The sequence below is a fragment of the Echinicola shivajiensis genome (genome assembly GCF_018642165.1).
GTDB classification, from domain to species: domain Bacteria; phylum Bacteroidota; class Bacteroidia; order Cytophagales; family Cyclobacteriaceae; genus Echinicola; species Echinicola shivajiensis.
On record NZ_JAHHZM010000002.1, the window covers coordinates 222,464 to 238,340 of the forward strand.

Here is a 15,877-nt window from a genome sequence, read left to right on the forward strand (position 1 = left end):
TTGAGATTTAGAAGGAAAGATTAACACCCATGGTAAAGGATTTAGCTTGCGGGTAGCTGTCATTAACGTTGTTAAAAGTAACCGCATCTTCAGGATCAAATCCATCCACAAACTTAGTGAATGTCAATAGGTTTTGTCCTGAGATATAAACCCTTGCATTGGAAAGACCGAATTTAGCAATGGTCTCAGTAGGTAGGGTGTAACCCAATTCAACGTGCTTCATTCTTAGGTATGAAGCATCTAAGATCGCAGCACTGATAGCTGGTCCAACAAATAATGAATTGTTGTATTTGTAACCCGTTGCTACTCTTGGTATATCAGTGTCAGTGTTTTCTGGCGTCCATCTGTCCAGAAATGCAGTTGTCAGGTTGCTGTAGCCTCTCAAGCCATCAGTTCCATAAACTCCATTCTCAACATCCCTACCCAATACGCCTTGGAATAAGACGCGGAAATTAAAGCCTTTATAATCGGCTGTTAAGGTCATACCAAATGTGTTTCTAATATTGGGGTTACCAATGATCACACGATCATCAGAGTTAACTACTCCATCTCCATTGGTATCTTCATAGATATAGTCACCAGCACTTACCAGAGAACCTCCAGGTTGGGTACCATAAGTTTCTGCGTCTTGTGCTTCTGCATCAGACTGGAAAATACCGGTAATGATGTGCCCATAGAAAGAGTTGATCGGATAACCTTCCTTGGTCAAAACCTTATTTGCTGAAAGGAATTCCTCGTCTAGTTTCAGAACTTTATTGTCATTGTGTGACCAGTTTCCAGAAATGGAATATTCGAATTCGCTGCCTATGGTTCCATAATAGTTTAGGGAAAATTCATAACCGCGGTTCTCCACTTCACCTTGGTTTTGAACCGGTGGAGCAAGGTTACCCAATGTGGCCACCACAGGAGGGCTTAATAGTACATCCAGGGATTTTCTTACATAGTAATCCGCTGTAAGGGAAAGTTTGTAATCAAACAATGTCGCATCTAATCCAATATCAGAAGTTTGTGTAGTTTCCCACTTGACATTTGGATTGGCCAAAGCCCTTGCTGCAGCTCCACCTACCAATGAATTTCCAAAGACGTAAGGTTGGTCAAGATTGATGGTAGCAATACTAGGGTAGTTACCAATGTTTTGGTTTCCAAGTTGTCCCCAGCTGGCTCTTAATTTTAACTCATTAACATCTTTTAGGCTAGCCATGAAATTTTCTTTGGCCATATTCCAACCAACGGAGAATGATGGGAAAGTACCGAATCTGTTGTTTTCACCGAATCGGGAAGAACCGTCATAGCGAATATTAAACTCAGCTAAATACTTTCCTTCATAGTCATAGTTTACACGACCAAAGAATGATTCCAGTGCCCATTCACTAGCATTACCAGCAACACTTGGGTTCAAAGAGGCAACGTCCAATTCTGTCAGAAGACTATTATTGTAGCCTTCATTAGATGCGGAAAGAAAGTCTTGTCTATATGCTTGGCTGGTATATCCTAACATTCCACCTATTGTTGATTTACCAAGTGTTTTGGTATATCTACCAGTTAGTTCAAAAGTTGAGGTAGTGCTCAACAAATCAGTTTCGCGGTATTCTCCAAGACCATTAGAGTTGAAGATGCTTTCGCCATCAGAAACGGTCATTTTGCTTCTGAAGAAACTTTGCTTTCTATCTTGTACATATACCGAACCATTGGCACGGAATACCATGTCTTTTACAGGTTCTAACTCAAAGTAAAGGTTAGGCGTAGCTCTATAATATTTGGTATTATTATTCCCCCCATATTTAGCTAAGCCAATAGGATGGATGCCACCATCAGTTCTTCCCGCTAATACTACGTTACCAGATGAGATATAGCCATTGTCATATCTAAGTGGGTTAAGAGGTGCCTTTCTGATCATATCTCGGATAAGCTGTGTAACCCCATAACCTGAATAATTTGGTTCATTGCTGTCGGTCAAACTCCCAGAAATATTGAAGCCGGTTCTTACCATATCAGAAATTTTCACATCCACATTGGACCTGAAGTTATATCTTTTTGAATCTGTTTCTATCACGACACCTTCTTGGTCCTGATATCCTGCAGAGAACATGTATTTTACATATTCAGTACCACCAGTTACCGAGAAATAGTGGTTTTGAAGTGGAGCACCTGTACGGTATCCATCTTCAAAGAATCCCTTTGTAGAATATCTTGAATCACCACCATTTTGGAAGAGATCCAATTCCTCTTGAGAATAAACTTCAGATTGGCCTATATTGGTCTGTGCTTCGTTTTTCAAACGAGCAAAGTCATAAGAGCTTAACATGCTGGGAGTAGTGGTAGCATTTTGGAAAGCAATGTATGAGTTGATAGATACTTTAGGTTTTCCGGACTTTCCTCTTTTGGTTGTTACCAAGATCACACCGTTTGCAGCTCTGGCACCGTAAATGGCAGCTGAAGCTGCATCTTTCAATACAGAAAAACTTTCAATATCATTTGGATGCACATCATTTAAGGTAGACTGCACACCGTCTACCAATACCAATGGAGCTGAATCGCTATTTTGTCCATCTACAGATGTTCTTACCGTACCGATACCCCTAATTTGGATGGTAGGTGCATCATTACCTGGTTGGGCTGAACCTTGAATTAACTGCACTCCGGATACTCGCCCTGATAGGGCGTTGGCTGCACTTGTAACACTTTGGCTACCAATGTCCTCGGTGGATAAAGTGCCTACAGCTCCGGTTAAGTTTTTCTTCTTTTGCGTACCATAACCAACAACAATTACCTCGTCTAAAGAGGCGCCTGTTAATGCTACGTCGATGACACTGTTGCTCCCAACAGCTACTTCCTTGGAAGTATACCCTATAAAACTGAATACTAATATGGCATTATCAGCAACGGAAAGGGAATATTTCCCATCCATGTCCGTTACAGTTCCTGAAGCTTGGCCTTTTACCAGAATATTTGCTCCTGGTAGAGGCTCACCTGATTCTTCATCAGTTACGGTCCCAGTGATCGTTACATTTTGTGCGAATGTAATACTGACCACAAAGAACGCAATGAGTGTAAATAGTTTTTTCATAAGCGTTTGTTTAGTTAATTAAATTGAATACAAGAGTATTTGTGCAAAATGTTGGTGATTTGCTTTTTATGATGTATTAAAGGTTATTTTCGGTGGGTACGTTATGCCTTACTCGCTTCCTTTCAGAGATGTATGAATTATATGGGAACGAAGCATTTTCTCTTGTGGATTATTAGGGTGTAAGAGAATATTCATCTAAATTATATAAATTAGGCCATTTGGACAAGCAAAACTATATAAAAAAAATAACTTTTGTTATTTAGTGTGTTTTTGGTTATTAGTTTTGAATCCTTTTGTTTTTAGTATTATAAGACTTGTTTATTAAAAAGATACAGTTATCATGTTTTTCTGTTGATAAAAAAATGAGCAAAAAAAAGCGGTCAATGCATGCATTGACCGCTTTAAATATTTTAAGCTGCAAAGATTACTTTGCGTAAGTAACTTGCTTAACAGCTTCAATCGTTCTTTTTACATTTGGCAAAGTAGCCTCAATATAAGTAGGAGAATAACTCAAAGGAATATCCATAGAATTAACTCTCAATACAGGGGCATCCAAATGATCGAACATGTTTTTCTGAACATTGAATGCGATATCTGTAGCTAAAGAAGAAATTGGATTGGCTTCTTCAACCACAACGCATCTATTGGTTTTCTTAACCGATTCGTAAACAGTAGCGTAATCAATTGGCCTCACAGTTCTTAGATCGATTACCTCTGCCTCGATTCCATCTTTAGCCAATTCTTCAGCAGCTTCCAAGGCTACTTTCATGATTTTACCAAAAGAAACAATGGTTACATCTGTCCCTTTTCTTTTGATATCGGCTACTCCGATAGGAAGTAAGTATTCTCCTTCTGGAACTTCTCCCTTATCAGAATACATCAATTCAGATTCCATGAAGATAACTGGATCGTCATCTCTGATAGCAGCTTTTAACAATCCCTTTGCATCATAAGGGTTACTAGGAACTACTACTTTAAGACCTGGAGTATTTGCAAACCAATTCTCGAAGTTTGAAGAGTGTGTAGCACCAAGTTGACCGGCATTACCAGTAGGGCCTCTAAAAACGATAGGCACATTGTACTGACCGCCTGACATGGCATACATCTTAGCAGCTGAATTGATGATTTGGTCAATAGCTACCAAAGAAAAGTTGAAGGTCATAAATTCGATGATAGGTCTTAGACCGTTCATACCGGCGCCAACGCCCAAACCAGCAAAGCCAAGTTCTGCGATAGGAGTATCATATACTCTGTCCGGTCCGAATTCATCCAACATACCTTGGGTCACCTTGTAGGCACCGTTGTATTCAGCCACTTCTTCACCCATGAGAAACACGTTTTTATCGCGTCTCATTTCTTCGCTCATGGCCTCTCTTAATGCTTCTCTAAATTGTATAATTCTCATTTTTTAGCCAAAATTTTCGCTTGTAAAAATAGAAAGTAATCCTTCAATTACCAAGTTCTAAATGGAATTAACCAATAATTAGAAAATAAACATTCCTAGGCCATAAAAACGGTTTTAACATTCATGAATTCTTTGATTCCATTTTCAGCTAATTCTCTACCATAACCTGATTTTTTTATACCACCAAAGGGCAGGTGAGGGTTGGAGGCGACCATGGAGTTGATAAAAACAGCACCCGATTCGATTTCCCTGGACAGTCTGTTGGCTTTTTCAGCGTCATTGGTCCACAGTGCCGAGCCCAATCCAAAATCAGAATCATTGGCCAAGGCGATGGCTTCTTGCTCATCTTTTACCTTAAATACAGAGGCGACTGGACCAAATAGTTCTTCACTATAGGCAGGCATGCCAGGACTCAGGTTACCTAATATATAAGGTTTGAAATTTGCCTTTCCTTTATCAGGACCACTGCCTTCAAGAATTACATCGGCACCTTGGTCGATGGAAGACTTCACCTGTTGGTAAAGTTCCTCTGCTAGATCTGGTCTGGCCATGCAAGCATATCCTGCATTTTCATCCAGGGGCTCACCGGCCTGGTAATTCTGGATTTGCAATTTAAACGCACTGATAAATTGATCATAAACTGGTGCTTCAATGATAAAGCGTTTTGCAGCTATACAGCTTTGACCAAAATTGATCATTCGGCCCTTTGCAGCTGTTTTGGCTGCAGCTTCGATATCTGCATCTTTGAGAACAATAAATGGATCACTGCCTCCAAGTTCCAAAACAGTTTTTTTGATTTGTTCCCCAGCTTGAGAAGCAATGATTTGTCCAGCTTTTTCACTACCAGTAAGTGTGACGGCCTTTACTTTTGGATGTTTTATGACTTTTTCTACTTTTTGGGAACCTATAATCAAAGTCTGAAAAACCCCATCAGGAAAGCCAGCTTCAGCAAATACCTCTTCAATGGCCAAAGCGCATTGGGGTACATTTGAAGCATGTTTCAGTAAACCTGTATTGCCAGCTGTTAAGTTGGGAGCTGCAAATCTGAATACTTGCCAAAAAGGGAAATTCCAGGGCATGACAGCCAATATTACTCCCAAAGGATCATAAACGACTTTTGCTTTGTTTCCTTTAGGTAGATCAATGGGTTTATCAGATAAAAAATCTGCGGATTTTTCGGCATAGTACTCACAAACCCATGCACACTTTTCCACTTCTGCTCGAGATTCTGAGATTACTTTTCCCATTTCCAGGGAAATGGTTTTGGCATATTTTTCCTTGTTCTTTCTAAGTACTTCCCCGGCCTTATGCATCAGTGAGCTTCTCTCAGCTATGCTCTTTCTTTTCCATTTTTGAAAAGCATTTTCACCCTTATTGATGATTATATCTATATCATTTTCAGAGTGCTCTTCTATTTCCTTAAGTAATTCGCCCGTATATGGATTTATGGATTTCATGGATTAAAATTTTTTATTCCTAATTTAATTTCAAAAATCATTTGCACTAATTAGAGCAGAAACTGTTCCTAAGTCATGTGCAATTTGGAATTAATCTTGGGCGGGAAGTTTTGTTCCAAAACCAAATTGTATTTCTTTGTTTTCAGTTTCAAATTTCATTCAAGAAGTAAATTTAATCATATTATTTATGATAAGAGTAGCGCTGATTTCTGATTCACACAGTTATATAGATGAAAAAACTATTGCTCATTTAGAAGATGTGGATGAAATCTGGCATGCAGGGGATATTGGTGCAGAAACCGTAATAGATGCCCTTCCCAAGGGAAAGACTCTGAGGGTTGTTTTTGGGAATATTGATGATAATATGGCAAGGGAAAAGTATCCTGAGGAATTGGTTTTTGAAAAAGAGGGAGTCAAGGTGATGATGATACATATAGGAGGGAAGCCTCCAAGATACGCAAAAGGCGTAAGGAAAAGAATCAAAGAAGTTCGGCCCAGTATTTTTGTTTGTGGCCATTCCCATATTTGCAAGGTTGAATTTGATCATGAGCTCGGATGTATTTATATGAATCCAGGTGCGATTGGAAACCACGGCTTTCATCAAGTTAAAACCATGTTGAAATTTGATTTGGAAGAGGGGAAACCAAAAAATCTAAGGGTCGTAGAATTAGGGAAGCGTGGTAGCTTGAAATGATTTTTCTGGTTTTTTGGCATAATAAGGTATGGTGCTTTACGAGGAAATAGCTTTCTATGAGATGAATGCTTGGCTTAAAAAGGTCAAGAAGAATCCTTCTATCATGAATAGGATGGCCAAGGGAGTACAACACAAAATCAATGAAATTATTCCTGATAAAATTCATCAGGCCATTACCTATGCTATTGAAAAAATGGTGAAAGGGGTGCTCTTTGGTTCTACTTATATTAATACAAAGATTCCTGAAACTATTCCTTTTGAAGGAAGGGAGCTAAAGATTAAAAATAAGATTAAATGGTATCAAAGAACCGCTTCTGTAGAGGGCGCCGTTACAGGTGCTGGAGGAATTTTGATGGGGATGGTTGATTTTCCTGCCTTTCTGGCCATAAAGATGAAGATGCTTTTTGAAGTTGCCTCCATGTATGGTTATGATGTAAAGGATTTTAAAGAGAGAATTTTTATTCTATATGTATTTCAATTGGCTTTTTGTAGCCAACAAAAGAGAAAAGAGCTGATAGAGGTGTTGGAAAACTGGGAAAGCTTTAAGAAAACATTGCCTGAAAAAGGAGACAATTTTGATTGGCGTACCTTCCAGTTGGAATATCGTGATTATATGGATTTGGCTAAGCTGGCGCAGTTAATTCCGGTTGTTGGTGCTGGAGTAGGAGCTATCGCTAACTGGCAACTTACTGATCATTTGGGCAAAACAGCCATACAGTGTTACCGTTTGAGGTATTTTGAAAAGAAGGAAGCATTGGATTAGTCTGCTTAAAATCCCAAAGTATAAATAGAAATGGCTGCCCACATGGGCAGCCATTTCTATTTATCTATTATTGAAATTCCTCAATTTTATCTGGGTGAACTTTCTTTTAGTATCCAATGGAAAGTCACCTTTCATCATCCAGTCATAATAATTAGGTTCCTCTTGAAGGACTTTTTCCACTGGTTTACCTTTGTGCTTGCCAAAATTAAAGCATTCCACACCTTCATCATTGAAAATGAACCTTCCCGCAAGGTCTACCATTTTTTCATTGATCAATGAGTGGATTTTCTTCATATCATTTTCAATGATTCCTAGTTTGTTTCCCTGAAGGTCAATCGCCTCTTCATTTTCATATCTTTCCACCTGAGCTTTGAATACTTCATAAGTGGCAATGGTGTCAGCCTCAGCACTATGAGCATTTTCTAAGGTTTTGCCGCAATAAAATTTATAGGCTGCCGTCAGGTTTCTTTTTTCCATCATATGGAAGATTTTTTGGGCATCTAGTAGATTTCTCTTTTCGATGTCAAAGTCTATCCCTGCCCTCAAGAATTCTTCCACTAAAAGTGGAATATCGAATTTAAGCACATTGAATCCTGCCAAGTCAGCACCATCAAGAAACTGGTGCAATTCTTTGGCTATCTCCTTGAAAGTAGGGGCATCTTTAATGTCCTCATCATAAATTCCATGAATCAAAGAAACCTCCTTTGGAATAGGAATGGTAGGATTGATTTTCATGGTTTTTATTTCTTCTTTACCGTTTGGGTGGATTTTTACAAAGGAAAATTCCACTATCCTGTCAGTAGAAATATTTATTCCAGTGGCTTCTAGGTCAAAAAATGCTAAAGGAGTTTTTATGTTTAAAGTCATTTGTTTTTTATTTGAAAATTAGGGCTGCTATCAGAGAAAAGCCCGATAATCGTAAAAGGTACATTTCTATTTTTCCTCAAAGATAAGATATTAGAATTAAAATTACGGTGCCTGATTGTACCTCTTTGTAATTTATCAAGGGAATAGAGAAATAGTATGAATTTGGCGAAATATGCACTTATATTTGTCTCTCAAATTTCACCGCTTCCTTTATGTTTTATAAGAGAATAATAAAGGAAATGGTATTAAATGGGTAATAGATGAAAGTAACAGGGCACTTAAAACTTTATTAACGAATATGTTAATAGGGTGTGAATAAGTTGTTTAAAATCTTTGGTTTAAAGGAACTACATTTGTTGTTATGGCAGAAGGAAATACTACTGGAAGAGAAAGATCATCTTTTAGGCGAAAAAACGGTGCAGAAAAAGGTTTTGGGGTAGGTGTCGGGAAGATACCACCGCAGGCCATAGATTTGGAAGAAGCCGTTTTAGGCGCCTTGATGCTGGAAAAAGAGGCCATCACAGCGGTGGTGGATATTCTTAAACCAGACAGTTTTTATAAAGACGCACATAAAGAGATTTATGATGCCATCCTTCAGCTTTTTAATGAAAGTGAACCGATTGACTTGCTTACCGTAACCAATAAATTACGTAAAAACGGAAAGTTGGAAGTAGCTGGGGGAGCTTTTTATATCACTGAACTTACTTCCAAGATTTCTTCTGCTGCCAATATCGAATATCATGCTCGTATCATTACCGAGCAGGCTATGAAACGCCATATGATCCGTATTTGCTCTGAAATCCAGTCAGAAGCATTTGAGGAAACTACTGATGTATTTGAGCTTTTGGATACAATGGAGCAATCCTTGTTTGAGATTTCTGAAAACAATATCCGTAAAAACTATGCGGACATGAAATCCATTATGAGGGAGGCCATCTCGGAACTAGAAGGTAAAAAAGACCTTTCAGATGGTTTGACTGGGGTGCCTAGTGGGTTTACTGCATTGGATAGGGTTACCTCTGGTTGGCAAAAATCAGATTTGGTTATTATCGCAGCCCGTCCTGCCATGGGTAAGACAGCCTTTGTGCTTTCGGTACTTAGAAATGCTGCTGTTGACCATAATCGTCCAGTAGCGATTTTCTCCTTGGAGATGTCAGCTGTACAGTTAGTAAACCGTCTTATTTCTTCGGAGGCTGAGCTGGATTCAGAGAAGATCAAGAAAGGGAACTTGGCGGATTATGAATGGGAACAGCTGATTCATAAAACCAGTAAATTGTCCTCCGCTCCATTATTTGTGGATGATACTCCCGCACTTTCTATTTTGGAACTTCGTGCAAAATGTAGGAGACTTAAGGCCCAAAGTGATATCCAGATGATTGTAATTGACTACCTTCAGCTGATGTCAGGGGATTCCAAGGCCAGTGCCAGTGGAAACCGTGAACAGGAGATTTCAAGTATCTCTAGGGCATTGAAAAAGATAGCCAAGGAGCTTGAAGTACCTGTGATTGCACTTTCCCAGCTTTCGAGGGCTGTGGAAACCAGGGGTGGAGATAAGAGACCGCAGCTATCGGATTTGAGGGAATCAGGAGCGATCGAGCAGGATGCCGATATTGTAATGTTCCTTTACCGTCCTGAATATTACGGTATCAATGAGGATGAAGAAGGAAATAGTACCTTGGGAACTGGTGAGGTAATTATCGCAAAGCATAGGAGTGGTTCTTTGGAGACCGTTAGGCTTCGATTCATAGGTAAGTATACCAAATTTGCTGATTTGGAACTTAATGTGCCATTCCAGCCTCAAGCTCAGGAAGCAATGTATGGGAATAAGTTCCCAAGCGAAGCTGGTGGAAAAGGATTTGATGACAGCAATATGATCAGGATCCAAAGTAAAGCTAATGGACCTGATGAGGATGATTCTTTTCCGGGAGGATTAGGAAGCAACGAACCTGCACCATTTTAATAAGTAACTGAAATTTTTATAATAATTCATCAAGTTAATAACTGCATTAAAATGAAAGCCCTTGTTCTTGATCAAAATACTTCATTTGGAATTAAAATAAGCGAAGTGCAATTAGCTGCCTTAAAGCCCCATGAGGTTAAGGTGAAATTGCATGCTGCTGCGTTGAACCGAAGGGATGAATGGTGCCGTCAAGGAAGATATCCCAATATTAAGAACGGCGTGGTGTTAGGCTCTGATGGAGCCGGAGTGGTGGAAGCAATTGGAGAAGAAGTTGATAAAGATTGGTTGGGGAAGGAAGTGATCATCAATTCTGCTAATTACTGGGGTGAAAATCAGAAGGTCCAATCAGCTGATTTTCAGATTTTGGGAATGCCTGCAAATGGCACCTTGGCTGAATATGTACAAGTGGATGTAAGTAGATTGGCAATCAAACCTGCTCATATGTCATTTGAAGAAGCTGCAGCATTGCCCTTGGCAGGTTTGACAGCTTATAGGGCTTTATTTTATCATGGTCAGGTCAAGGCCGGTCAAAAGGTTTTAGTGACTGGTTTTGGTGGGGGAGTGGCACAGTTTGCTACCCAGTATGCTATAATTGCTGGAGCAGAAGTCTATGTCAATAGCAGCAAGGATGATAAAATCAGTAAAGCGGTTGAGCTAGGAGTAAAAGGAGGCTTTAACTATAAGAAAGAAGGCTGGCTTGATGAAGCCAAAGGAATTACTGGAGGTTTTGATTTGATCATTGATTCAGCAATGGGGCCAACTCTTCCTGATTTGATTGGCTTACTGATTCCCGGTGGGAAATTGGTGTTTTATGGTGCTACTTTGGGAAATCCTCCAATGTTGGATGCTAGAAGGGTTTTTTGGAATCAACTGACTATTCAGGGCACTACCATGGGAAGTGACAAGGATTTTAGGGATATGGTAGATTTTGTCATCAAAGAAAAAATTAAACCTGTAATAGATTCAGTAAGACCATTGGAGAGAGTATTGGAGGCTTTTGAATTGATGTCAGCAGGTAACCAGACAGGTAAGATTGTGGTAAAAATCAGTTGAAAAGGAAATGGCCTTAGTCCAAATCATTTTCAAAAATGAAATTTTGATAAGCATTTTTCAGTTCTCTTAGGGCATGCAGGTTATTTTGCTTTTGAGCCAAGGCAATTCCGTTTTTATAGATTTGCTGGGCTTTTTCGATCTTTTCCATGTCTGCAAAGAAAGCAGCAGCATGAAAGTAGGTAGGGAGGTATTCAGTATGGTCTTCTAGTAATTTGCCAAAATATTCAGCAGCTTTTACGGAATCAGCATTCTGATATTCCAGTGCCAGGGCGTAAATATTGAATGGGTTGTCAGGTTCTTCTTTTACAAATTCCAATAGCTGCTCAATTCGGGATGATTTACTCATAAAGCCCTTAGTTTTTTCGTGTTAATAATTTATTCCAACTTAATTATTGTTGGGCAAAAATAGCCGTTTTCAATCAGTATTTAATACTTAGCGAGAAATTAGGAGAGACTTTTGTGCTTTATTCTAGTGCGAATACTCAACGATATTGGCTTTAAGGTTATCGTATGTTTCTGATAAGATACAGTTTAAGCTAAAAATCGGCGTTTGGACTTAAATTCAGTATAACTAGAAATTATGGAGTATAGCCAAAATCAATTGGAATCGTATGGGTAATAAAAGACCTTTTTTTGTATTTTTGGTCATTCCAAAAACATGGTTAAATTGGTGTTTTGGAGAATTGGTAAAAATAGAAAGATTAATATTGCTGTTCATTTAAGTTTTTCATTTTTGACGGCTAATATTTTTTGCATGAAACTTGTTCAGTTGGAGCAAGGAAGATTAACGTATTTAATAGAAAATAAAATTATATATATGAAAATTCTGGTTTGTATTACCCACGTCCCGGATACCACATCTAAGATTCAGTTTACTGATAATAACACCCAATTTGATAAAACAGGGGTACAGTTCATAATAGGTCCTTATGATGACTATGCATTGGCCAGAGCCGTTGAGCTCAGGGATCAAACAGGAGGTAGTTTGACAGTATTAAATGTAGGAGAGGCCGAAACTGAACCTACTTTGAGAAAGGCCTTAGCCATAGGTGCTGATGAGGCTGTAAGAATAAATGCTTTCCCTTCAGATTCGCTTTTTGTGGCCAATCAAATTGCCCATTATGCTAAAGAAGGAAATTATGATTTGATTTTGATGGGTAGAGAGTCGATAGATTTCAATGGTGGTATGGTCCATGGAATGGTGGCTGAAATGCTTGGTATTCCATCAATCTCTCCAGTGATGAAATTAGAGATTGAAGGGGATGCAGTAAAAATGGCCAGAGAGATAGAAGGAGGTAAAGAGCATTTGGAGGCAAAACTGCCATTGGTTGCAGGATGTCAGGAGCCAATAGCAGAGTGGAAAATCCCAAATATGAGAGGGATTATGTCAGCTAGGACTAAGCCACTAAACGTGGTGGAGCCAATAAGTGATGGCGTGGCTACTAAGACAGTATCCTATGAGCTTCCACCTGCCAAAGGAGCTGTGAAACTCATTGACAAGGATAATGTTGAGGAGTTGGTTAAACTTTTACAAAACGAAGCTAAGGTGCTTTGATTTCCTGAATTTTAAATAAGAACAGAATGTCAATTTTAGTATATATAGAGCATGCGGAAGGTGCTATCAAAAAAACTTCTTTAGAGGCGGTTTCCTATGCTAAAGAATTAGCGGCCATAGAAGGTCAAGATGTTGCAGCAGTAGCATTGGGAACCATTGAAGAGTCAGCTTTAAGTCAAGCTGGAACTGCTGGCGCATCAAAGGTATTGCATGTAAATGATGAAAAGTTAAATGCAGGAGTAATCCAGGCCCATGCTGACGCAGTAGCTCAGGCTTTTGAAAAGGTAGGTGCACAAACCTTGATTTTGGCAAAGTCTTCTCTTGGTGATGCGGTAGCAGCGAGGTTATCTGTTAAATTGGAAGCAGGATTGGTATCTAATGTGGTTGCACTGCCAGAAACCAATGGAGGTTATAAGGTAAAAAGAAGTATCTATACAGGTAAAGCTTTTGCCTTTTCGGAGATTACCACTGATAAAAAAATATTGGCTGTTAAGAAGAACGCTGTTGCACTCAAGACTGATGGAGCTTCGGCAGCCGTGGAGGCTTTAGAGGTTAATTTACCTGAAAGTGACTTTGCCGCAAAAATTACAGCAACAGATAAGGCTACAGATGAAATTTCATTGCCAGAAGCTGATATTATTGTTTCTGGGGGAAGGGGACTTAAAGGTCCTGAAAATTGGGGCTTAATTGAGGATTTAGCTAAGGCTATGGGTGCGGCAACAGGGTGTTCCAAGCCAGTTTCTGACAGTGGATGGAGACCTCACCATGAGCACGTAGGACAAACAGGAGTAAAAGTTGCGCCAAGTTTATATATAGCAGTTGGAATTTCAGGCGCTATTCAACATCTTGCAGGTGTTAATGCTTCTAAATATATTGTGGTGATCAACAAAGATCCCGAAGCACCATTTTTCAAGGCGGCTGACTATGGTATAGTGGGAGATGCATTTGAAATTTTACCAAAGTTAACGGAGGCTGTAAAAGCACTAAAGTAATTAGCTAGTGGAGAATACTGTAGAATTAGAAATATTAGGTTTGTCCTCAAATCATTCCCAGTCAGGATCATTTACCTTGGTCATGGGAGAAATAACTGGAACCAGAAGGCTTCCGATAGTTATTGGAATGTTTGAGGCCCAGGCCATTGCTATTGAGATTGAGAAAATCGTTCCAAATAGGCCGATGACCCATGATTTATTTAAATCTTTTGCTTCTAATTTTAATTTCTCGGTAGACCATATCCTGGTTTCAGATATGCGGGAAGGTGTTTTTTATGCGAAAATAGTCTGTAAGGATAATAGCAAGACTGTTGAGATAGATGCCAGACCGTCAGATGCTATAGCGATAGCTGTCAGGTTTGATGCTCCCATTTATTGTGAGAAGAAGGTGATGTCTGAGGCTGCTATAGAATTTAACGAGGAAGAGGAAGCGAAAAGTGAAAAGGAAAGCTCCACCAATAAGCCTAAAACCAGTCCCGCCCAAGCTCAGAAACATGAGGCATTGAAGGACTTTAGTCTAGAAAAGTTGAATCAAATGCTGGAGAAAGCAATAAATAGTGAGGATTATGAGCGGGCAGCCAGGATTAGGGATGAAATAAATCGTCGAAATTAAGCATGTATAACCTGAGGAATTTTTCTCAGGTTTTTTTATTTCCTATCTTCTTAAATAATTTACCTTTTGGCTTTATATTTTAATTAGGCGAGCGTATTTTAAGGGGTTTTCAAGCGGATTTTTATGGAATATATTCGAGGAATAATAGGAGTGATAGCCTTGCTGGCTGTTGCATTGCTTTTTTCAACTAACAGGAAATCGGTGGACTGGCGACTAGTAGGCATTGGAGTTGCTTTACAAGCGATTTTTGGATTTTTGATCACCAAGGTTGAATTTGTCGAGAGCTTGTTTGCAGGTATAAGCGGAGCTTTCGTGAAACTCTTGAGCTTTGCACAGGCAGGAGCTGTTTTCTTATTTGGGGATTTGGCTACAGATTCATTTGGGACCATATTTGCCTTTCAAGTACTACCTACAATTATATTCTTTTCTACCGTGTCAGCTGGTTTATATTATCTTGGGGTGCTTCAAAAAATAGTATTTGGAATAGCTTGGGTTATGTCCAAAACGATGAGGCTTTCAGGAGCGGAAAGTTTGTCTGCAGCAGGGAATATTTTCTTAGGCCAAACAGAGGCTCCATTATTGGTGAGGCCCTTTATCCCTTCAATGACCAAATCAGAACTGATGTGTTTGATGACTGGAGGTATGGCTACTATAGCTGGTGGGGTATTGGCTGCTTATGTTTCTTTTTTGGGAGGAGATAGTGTGGAGGAGCAAAGCCGGTTTGCTTCTTATCTTTTAGGAGCAAGTATCATGAATGCTCCTGCTGCGATAGTGATGTCCAAAATCATCATTCCAGAAACCAACAAGGAAGGGCTAAATGATAAGCTTCAGGTGAGTGATGAGGAAATGGGCGTGAATTTAATAGATGCAATGTCCATAGGTGCTGCAGATGGCTTGAAGTTGGCACTAAATGTTGGGGGAATGTTATTAGCATTTATAGCCGTGATTGCCGCCTTTAACTATTTGTTAGAAGGAGTAATAGGGGATTGGACTGGTATCAATGCATACATAGCGAGTTCTACTTCCGGGCAGTTTCAGGGATTTTCTCTGGAGTATATTTTAGGACAAGTATTTAGGGTGTTTGCCTGGCTGATGGGAGTGGAATGGCAGGATACGCTTCAGGTAGGCTCTTTACTGGGACAAAAAACAGTAATCAATGAGTTTGTGGCCTATTCAGGTTTGGCCGAAATGAAAGAGGCAGGTACCTTAAGTATCAAGTCCATTGTGATTTCTACTTATGCACTTTGTGGCTTTTCTAATTTTAGTTCTATAGCGATTCAGGTGGGAGGTATTGGGAGCATTGCACCGAATCAACAAGGTGCATTGTCCTTATTGGGTATGAGGGCTTTATTAGGTGCGACTTTGGCCTGTATGATGACTGCAACAATTGCAGGTACTCTTTTTGGCTAATAGTAGCGGAAGTTGACTAAATTTAAACTATATATGATATA

Annotated in this window: 13 protein-coding genes; 8 read left to right on the forward strand and 5 right to left on the reverse strand. The window is 39.4% G+C overall.

The window, feature by feature from the left end:
- Positions 1–7: 7 nt before the first annotated feature.
- The 3 genes from KMW37_RS05420 to KMW37_RS05430 form a co-directional block, all read right to left on the reverse strand.
- Entirely contained in the window at positions 8–3,067 is a 3,060-nt protein-coding gene (locus tag KMW37_RS05420) for a SusC/RagA family TonB-linked outer membrane protein (RefSeq protein WP_215223595.1), read from the reverse strand.
- Between the two features lie 424 nt (positions 3,068–3,491).
- On the reverse strand, positions 3,492–4,472 hold the full coding sequence (locus KMW37_RS05425; RefSeq protein WP_215223596.1) for a pyruvate dehydrogenase complex E1 component subunit beta: 981 nt from the start codon (positions 4,470–4,472) through the stop codon (positions 3,492–3,494).
- Between the two features lie 95 nt (positions 4,473–4,567).
- Entirely contained in the window at positions 4,568–5,929 is a 1,362-nt protein-coding gene (locus KMW37_RS05430) for an NAD-dependent succinate-semialdehyde dehydrogenase (protein ID WP_215223597.1), read from the reverse strand.
- Between the two features lie 187 nt (positions 5,930–6,116).
- Here KMW37_RS05430 and KMW37_RS05435 point away from each other — a divergent pair, with 187 nt between their 5' ends.
- Both KMW37_RS05435 and KMW37_RS05440 read left to right on the forward strand, forming a co-directional pair.
- A complete protein-coding gene (locus tag KMW37_RS05435) occupies positions 6,117–6,623 on the forward strand; it encodes a metallophosphoesterase family protein (RefSeq protein ID WP_215223598.1) in 507 nt (168 codons plus the stop codon).
- Positions 6,624–6,651: 28 nt separating this feature from the next.
- A complete protein-coding gene (locus KMW37_RS05440; RefSeq protein ID WP_215223599.1) occupies positions 6,652–7,386 on the forward strand; it encodes an EcsC family protein in 735 nt (244 codons plus the stop codon).
- Between the two features lie 60 nt (positions 7,387–7,446).
- On the opposite strand, the gene KMW37_RS05445 is transcribed toward KMW37_RS05440, so the two are convergent.
- Entirely contained in the window at positions 7,447–8,253 is an 807-nt protein-coding gene (locus KMW37_RS05445; protein WP_215223600.1) for a 3'-5' exonuclease, read from the reverse strand.
- Positions 8,254–8,614: 361 nt separating this feature from the next.
- Between KMW37_RS05445 and dnaB the strand changes: the two genes are divergently transcribed.
- Positions 8,615–10,213 (forward strand): replicative DNA helicase, encoded by a 1,599-nt coding sequence (gene dnaB / locus KMW37_RS05450; protein WP_215223601.1) that lies wholly within the window; start codon positions 8,615–8,617, stop codon positions 10,211–10,213.
- Between the two features lie 51 nt (positions 10,214–10,264).
- Entirely contained in the window at positions 10,265–11,266 is a 1,002-nt protein-coding gene (locus tag KMW37_RS05455; protein WP_215223602.1) for a quinone oxidoreductase family protein, read from the forward strand.
- A 13-nt stretch (positions 11,267–11,279) separates the two neighbouring features.
- Here KMW37_RS05455 and KMW37_RS05460 read toward each other — a convergent pair whose 3' ends face one another.
- Positions 11,280–11,612 carry a tetratricopeptide repeat protein gene (locus tag KMW37_RS05460; RefSeq protein ID WP_215223603.1) on the reverse strand — a complete coding sequence of 111 codons (333 nt, stop codon included), beginning with the start codon at positions 11,610–11,612 and terminating at the stop codon, positions 11,280–11,282.
- A gap of 471 nt (positions 11,613–12,083) precedes the next feature.
- On the opposite strand from KMW37_RS05460, the gene KMW37_RS05465 reads away from it, so the two are divergent.
- The 4 genes from KMW37_RS05465 (at position 12,084) to KMW37_RS05480 (ending at position 15,836) form a co-directional block, all read left to right on the forward strand.
- Positions 12,084–12,821, forward strand: a complete 738-nt coding sequence (locus KMW37_RS05465) for an electron transfer flavoprotein subunit beta/FixA family protein (protein WP_215223604.1) — start codon at positions 12,084–12,086, stop codon at positions 12,819–12,821.
- A 26-nt stretch (positions 12,822–12,847) separates the two neighbouring features.
- The gene (locus KMW37_RS05470) at positions 12,848–13,813 is read left to right on the forward strand and encodes an electron transfer flavoprotein subunit alpha/FixB family protein (RefSeq protein WP_215223605.1); all 966 of its coding nucleotides are present in this window, start codon (positions 12,848–12,850) and stop codon (positions 13,811–13,813) included.
- A gap of 7 nt (positions 13,814–13,820) precedes the next feature.
- Positions 13,821–14,426: a bifunctional nuclease family protein gene (locus KMW37_RS05475; protein ID WP_215223606.1), complete on the forward strand. Its 606-nt coding sequence runs from the start codon at positions 13,821–13,823 to the stop codon at positions 14,424–14,426.
- 123 nt (positions 14,427–14,549) lie between these two features.
- Positions 14,550–15,836 (forward strand): NupC/NupG family nucleoside CNT transporter, encoded by a 1,287-nt coding sequence (locus tag KMW37_RS05480; RefSeq protein ID WP_215223607.1) that lies wholly within the window; start codon positions 14,550–14,552, stop codon positions 15,834–15,836.
- Positions 15,837–15,877: the final 41 nt, after the last annotated feature.

Coding starts and splice junctions, on each gene's coding strand:
- KMW37_RS05425 (WP_215223596.1), bottom strand. CDS start 4,472: ATGAGAATTATACAATTTAGAGAAGCATTAAGAGAGGCCATGAGCGAA.
- KMW37_RS05445 (WP_215223600.1), bottom strand. CDS start 8,253: ATGACTTTAAACATAAAAACTCCTTTAGCATTTTTTGACCTAGAAGCC.
- KMW37_RS05460 (WP_215223603.1), bottom strand. CDS start 11,612: ATGAGTAAATCATCCCGAATTGAGCAGCTATTGGAATTTGTAAAAGAA.
- KMW37_RS05420 (WP_215223595.1), bottom strand. CDS start 3,067: ATGAAAAAACTATTTACACTCATTGCGTTCTTTGTGGTCAGTATTACA.
- KMW37_RS05465 (WP_215223604.1), top strand. CDS start 12,084: ATGAAAATTCTGGTTTGTATTACCCACGTCCCGGATACCACATCTAAG.
- dnaB (WP_215223601.1), top strand. CDS start 8,615: ATGGCAGAAGGAAATACTACTGGAAGAGAAAGATCATCTTTTAGGCGA.
- KMW37_RS05470 (WP_215223605.1), top strand. CDS start 12,848: ATGTCAATTTTAGTATATATAGAGCATGCGGAAGGTGCTATCAAAAAA.
- KMW37_RS05480 (WP_215223607.1), top strand. CDS start 14,550: ATGGAATATATTCGAGGAATAATAGGAGTGATAGCCTTGCTGGCTGTT.
- KMW37_RS05430 (WP_215223597.1), bottom strand. CDS start 5,929: ATGAAATCCATAAATCCATATACGGGCGAATTACTTAAGGAAATAGAA.
- KMW37_RS05440 (WP_215223599.1), top strand. CDS start 6,652: ATGGTGCTTTACGAGGAAATAGCTTTCTATGAGATGAATGCTTGGCTT.
- KMW37_RS05435 (WP_215223598.1), top strand. CDS start 6,117: ATGATAAGAGTAGCGCTGATTTCTGATTCACACAGTTATATAGATGAA.
- KMW37_RS05455 (WP_215223602.1), top strand. CDS start 10,265: ATGAAAGCCCTTGTTCTTGATCAAAATACTTCATTTGGAATTAAAATA.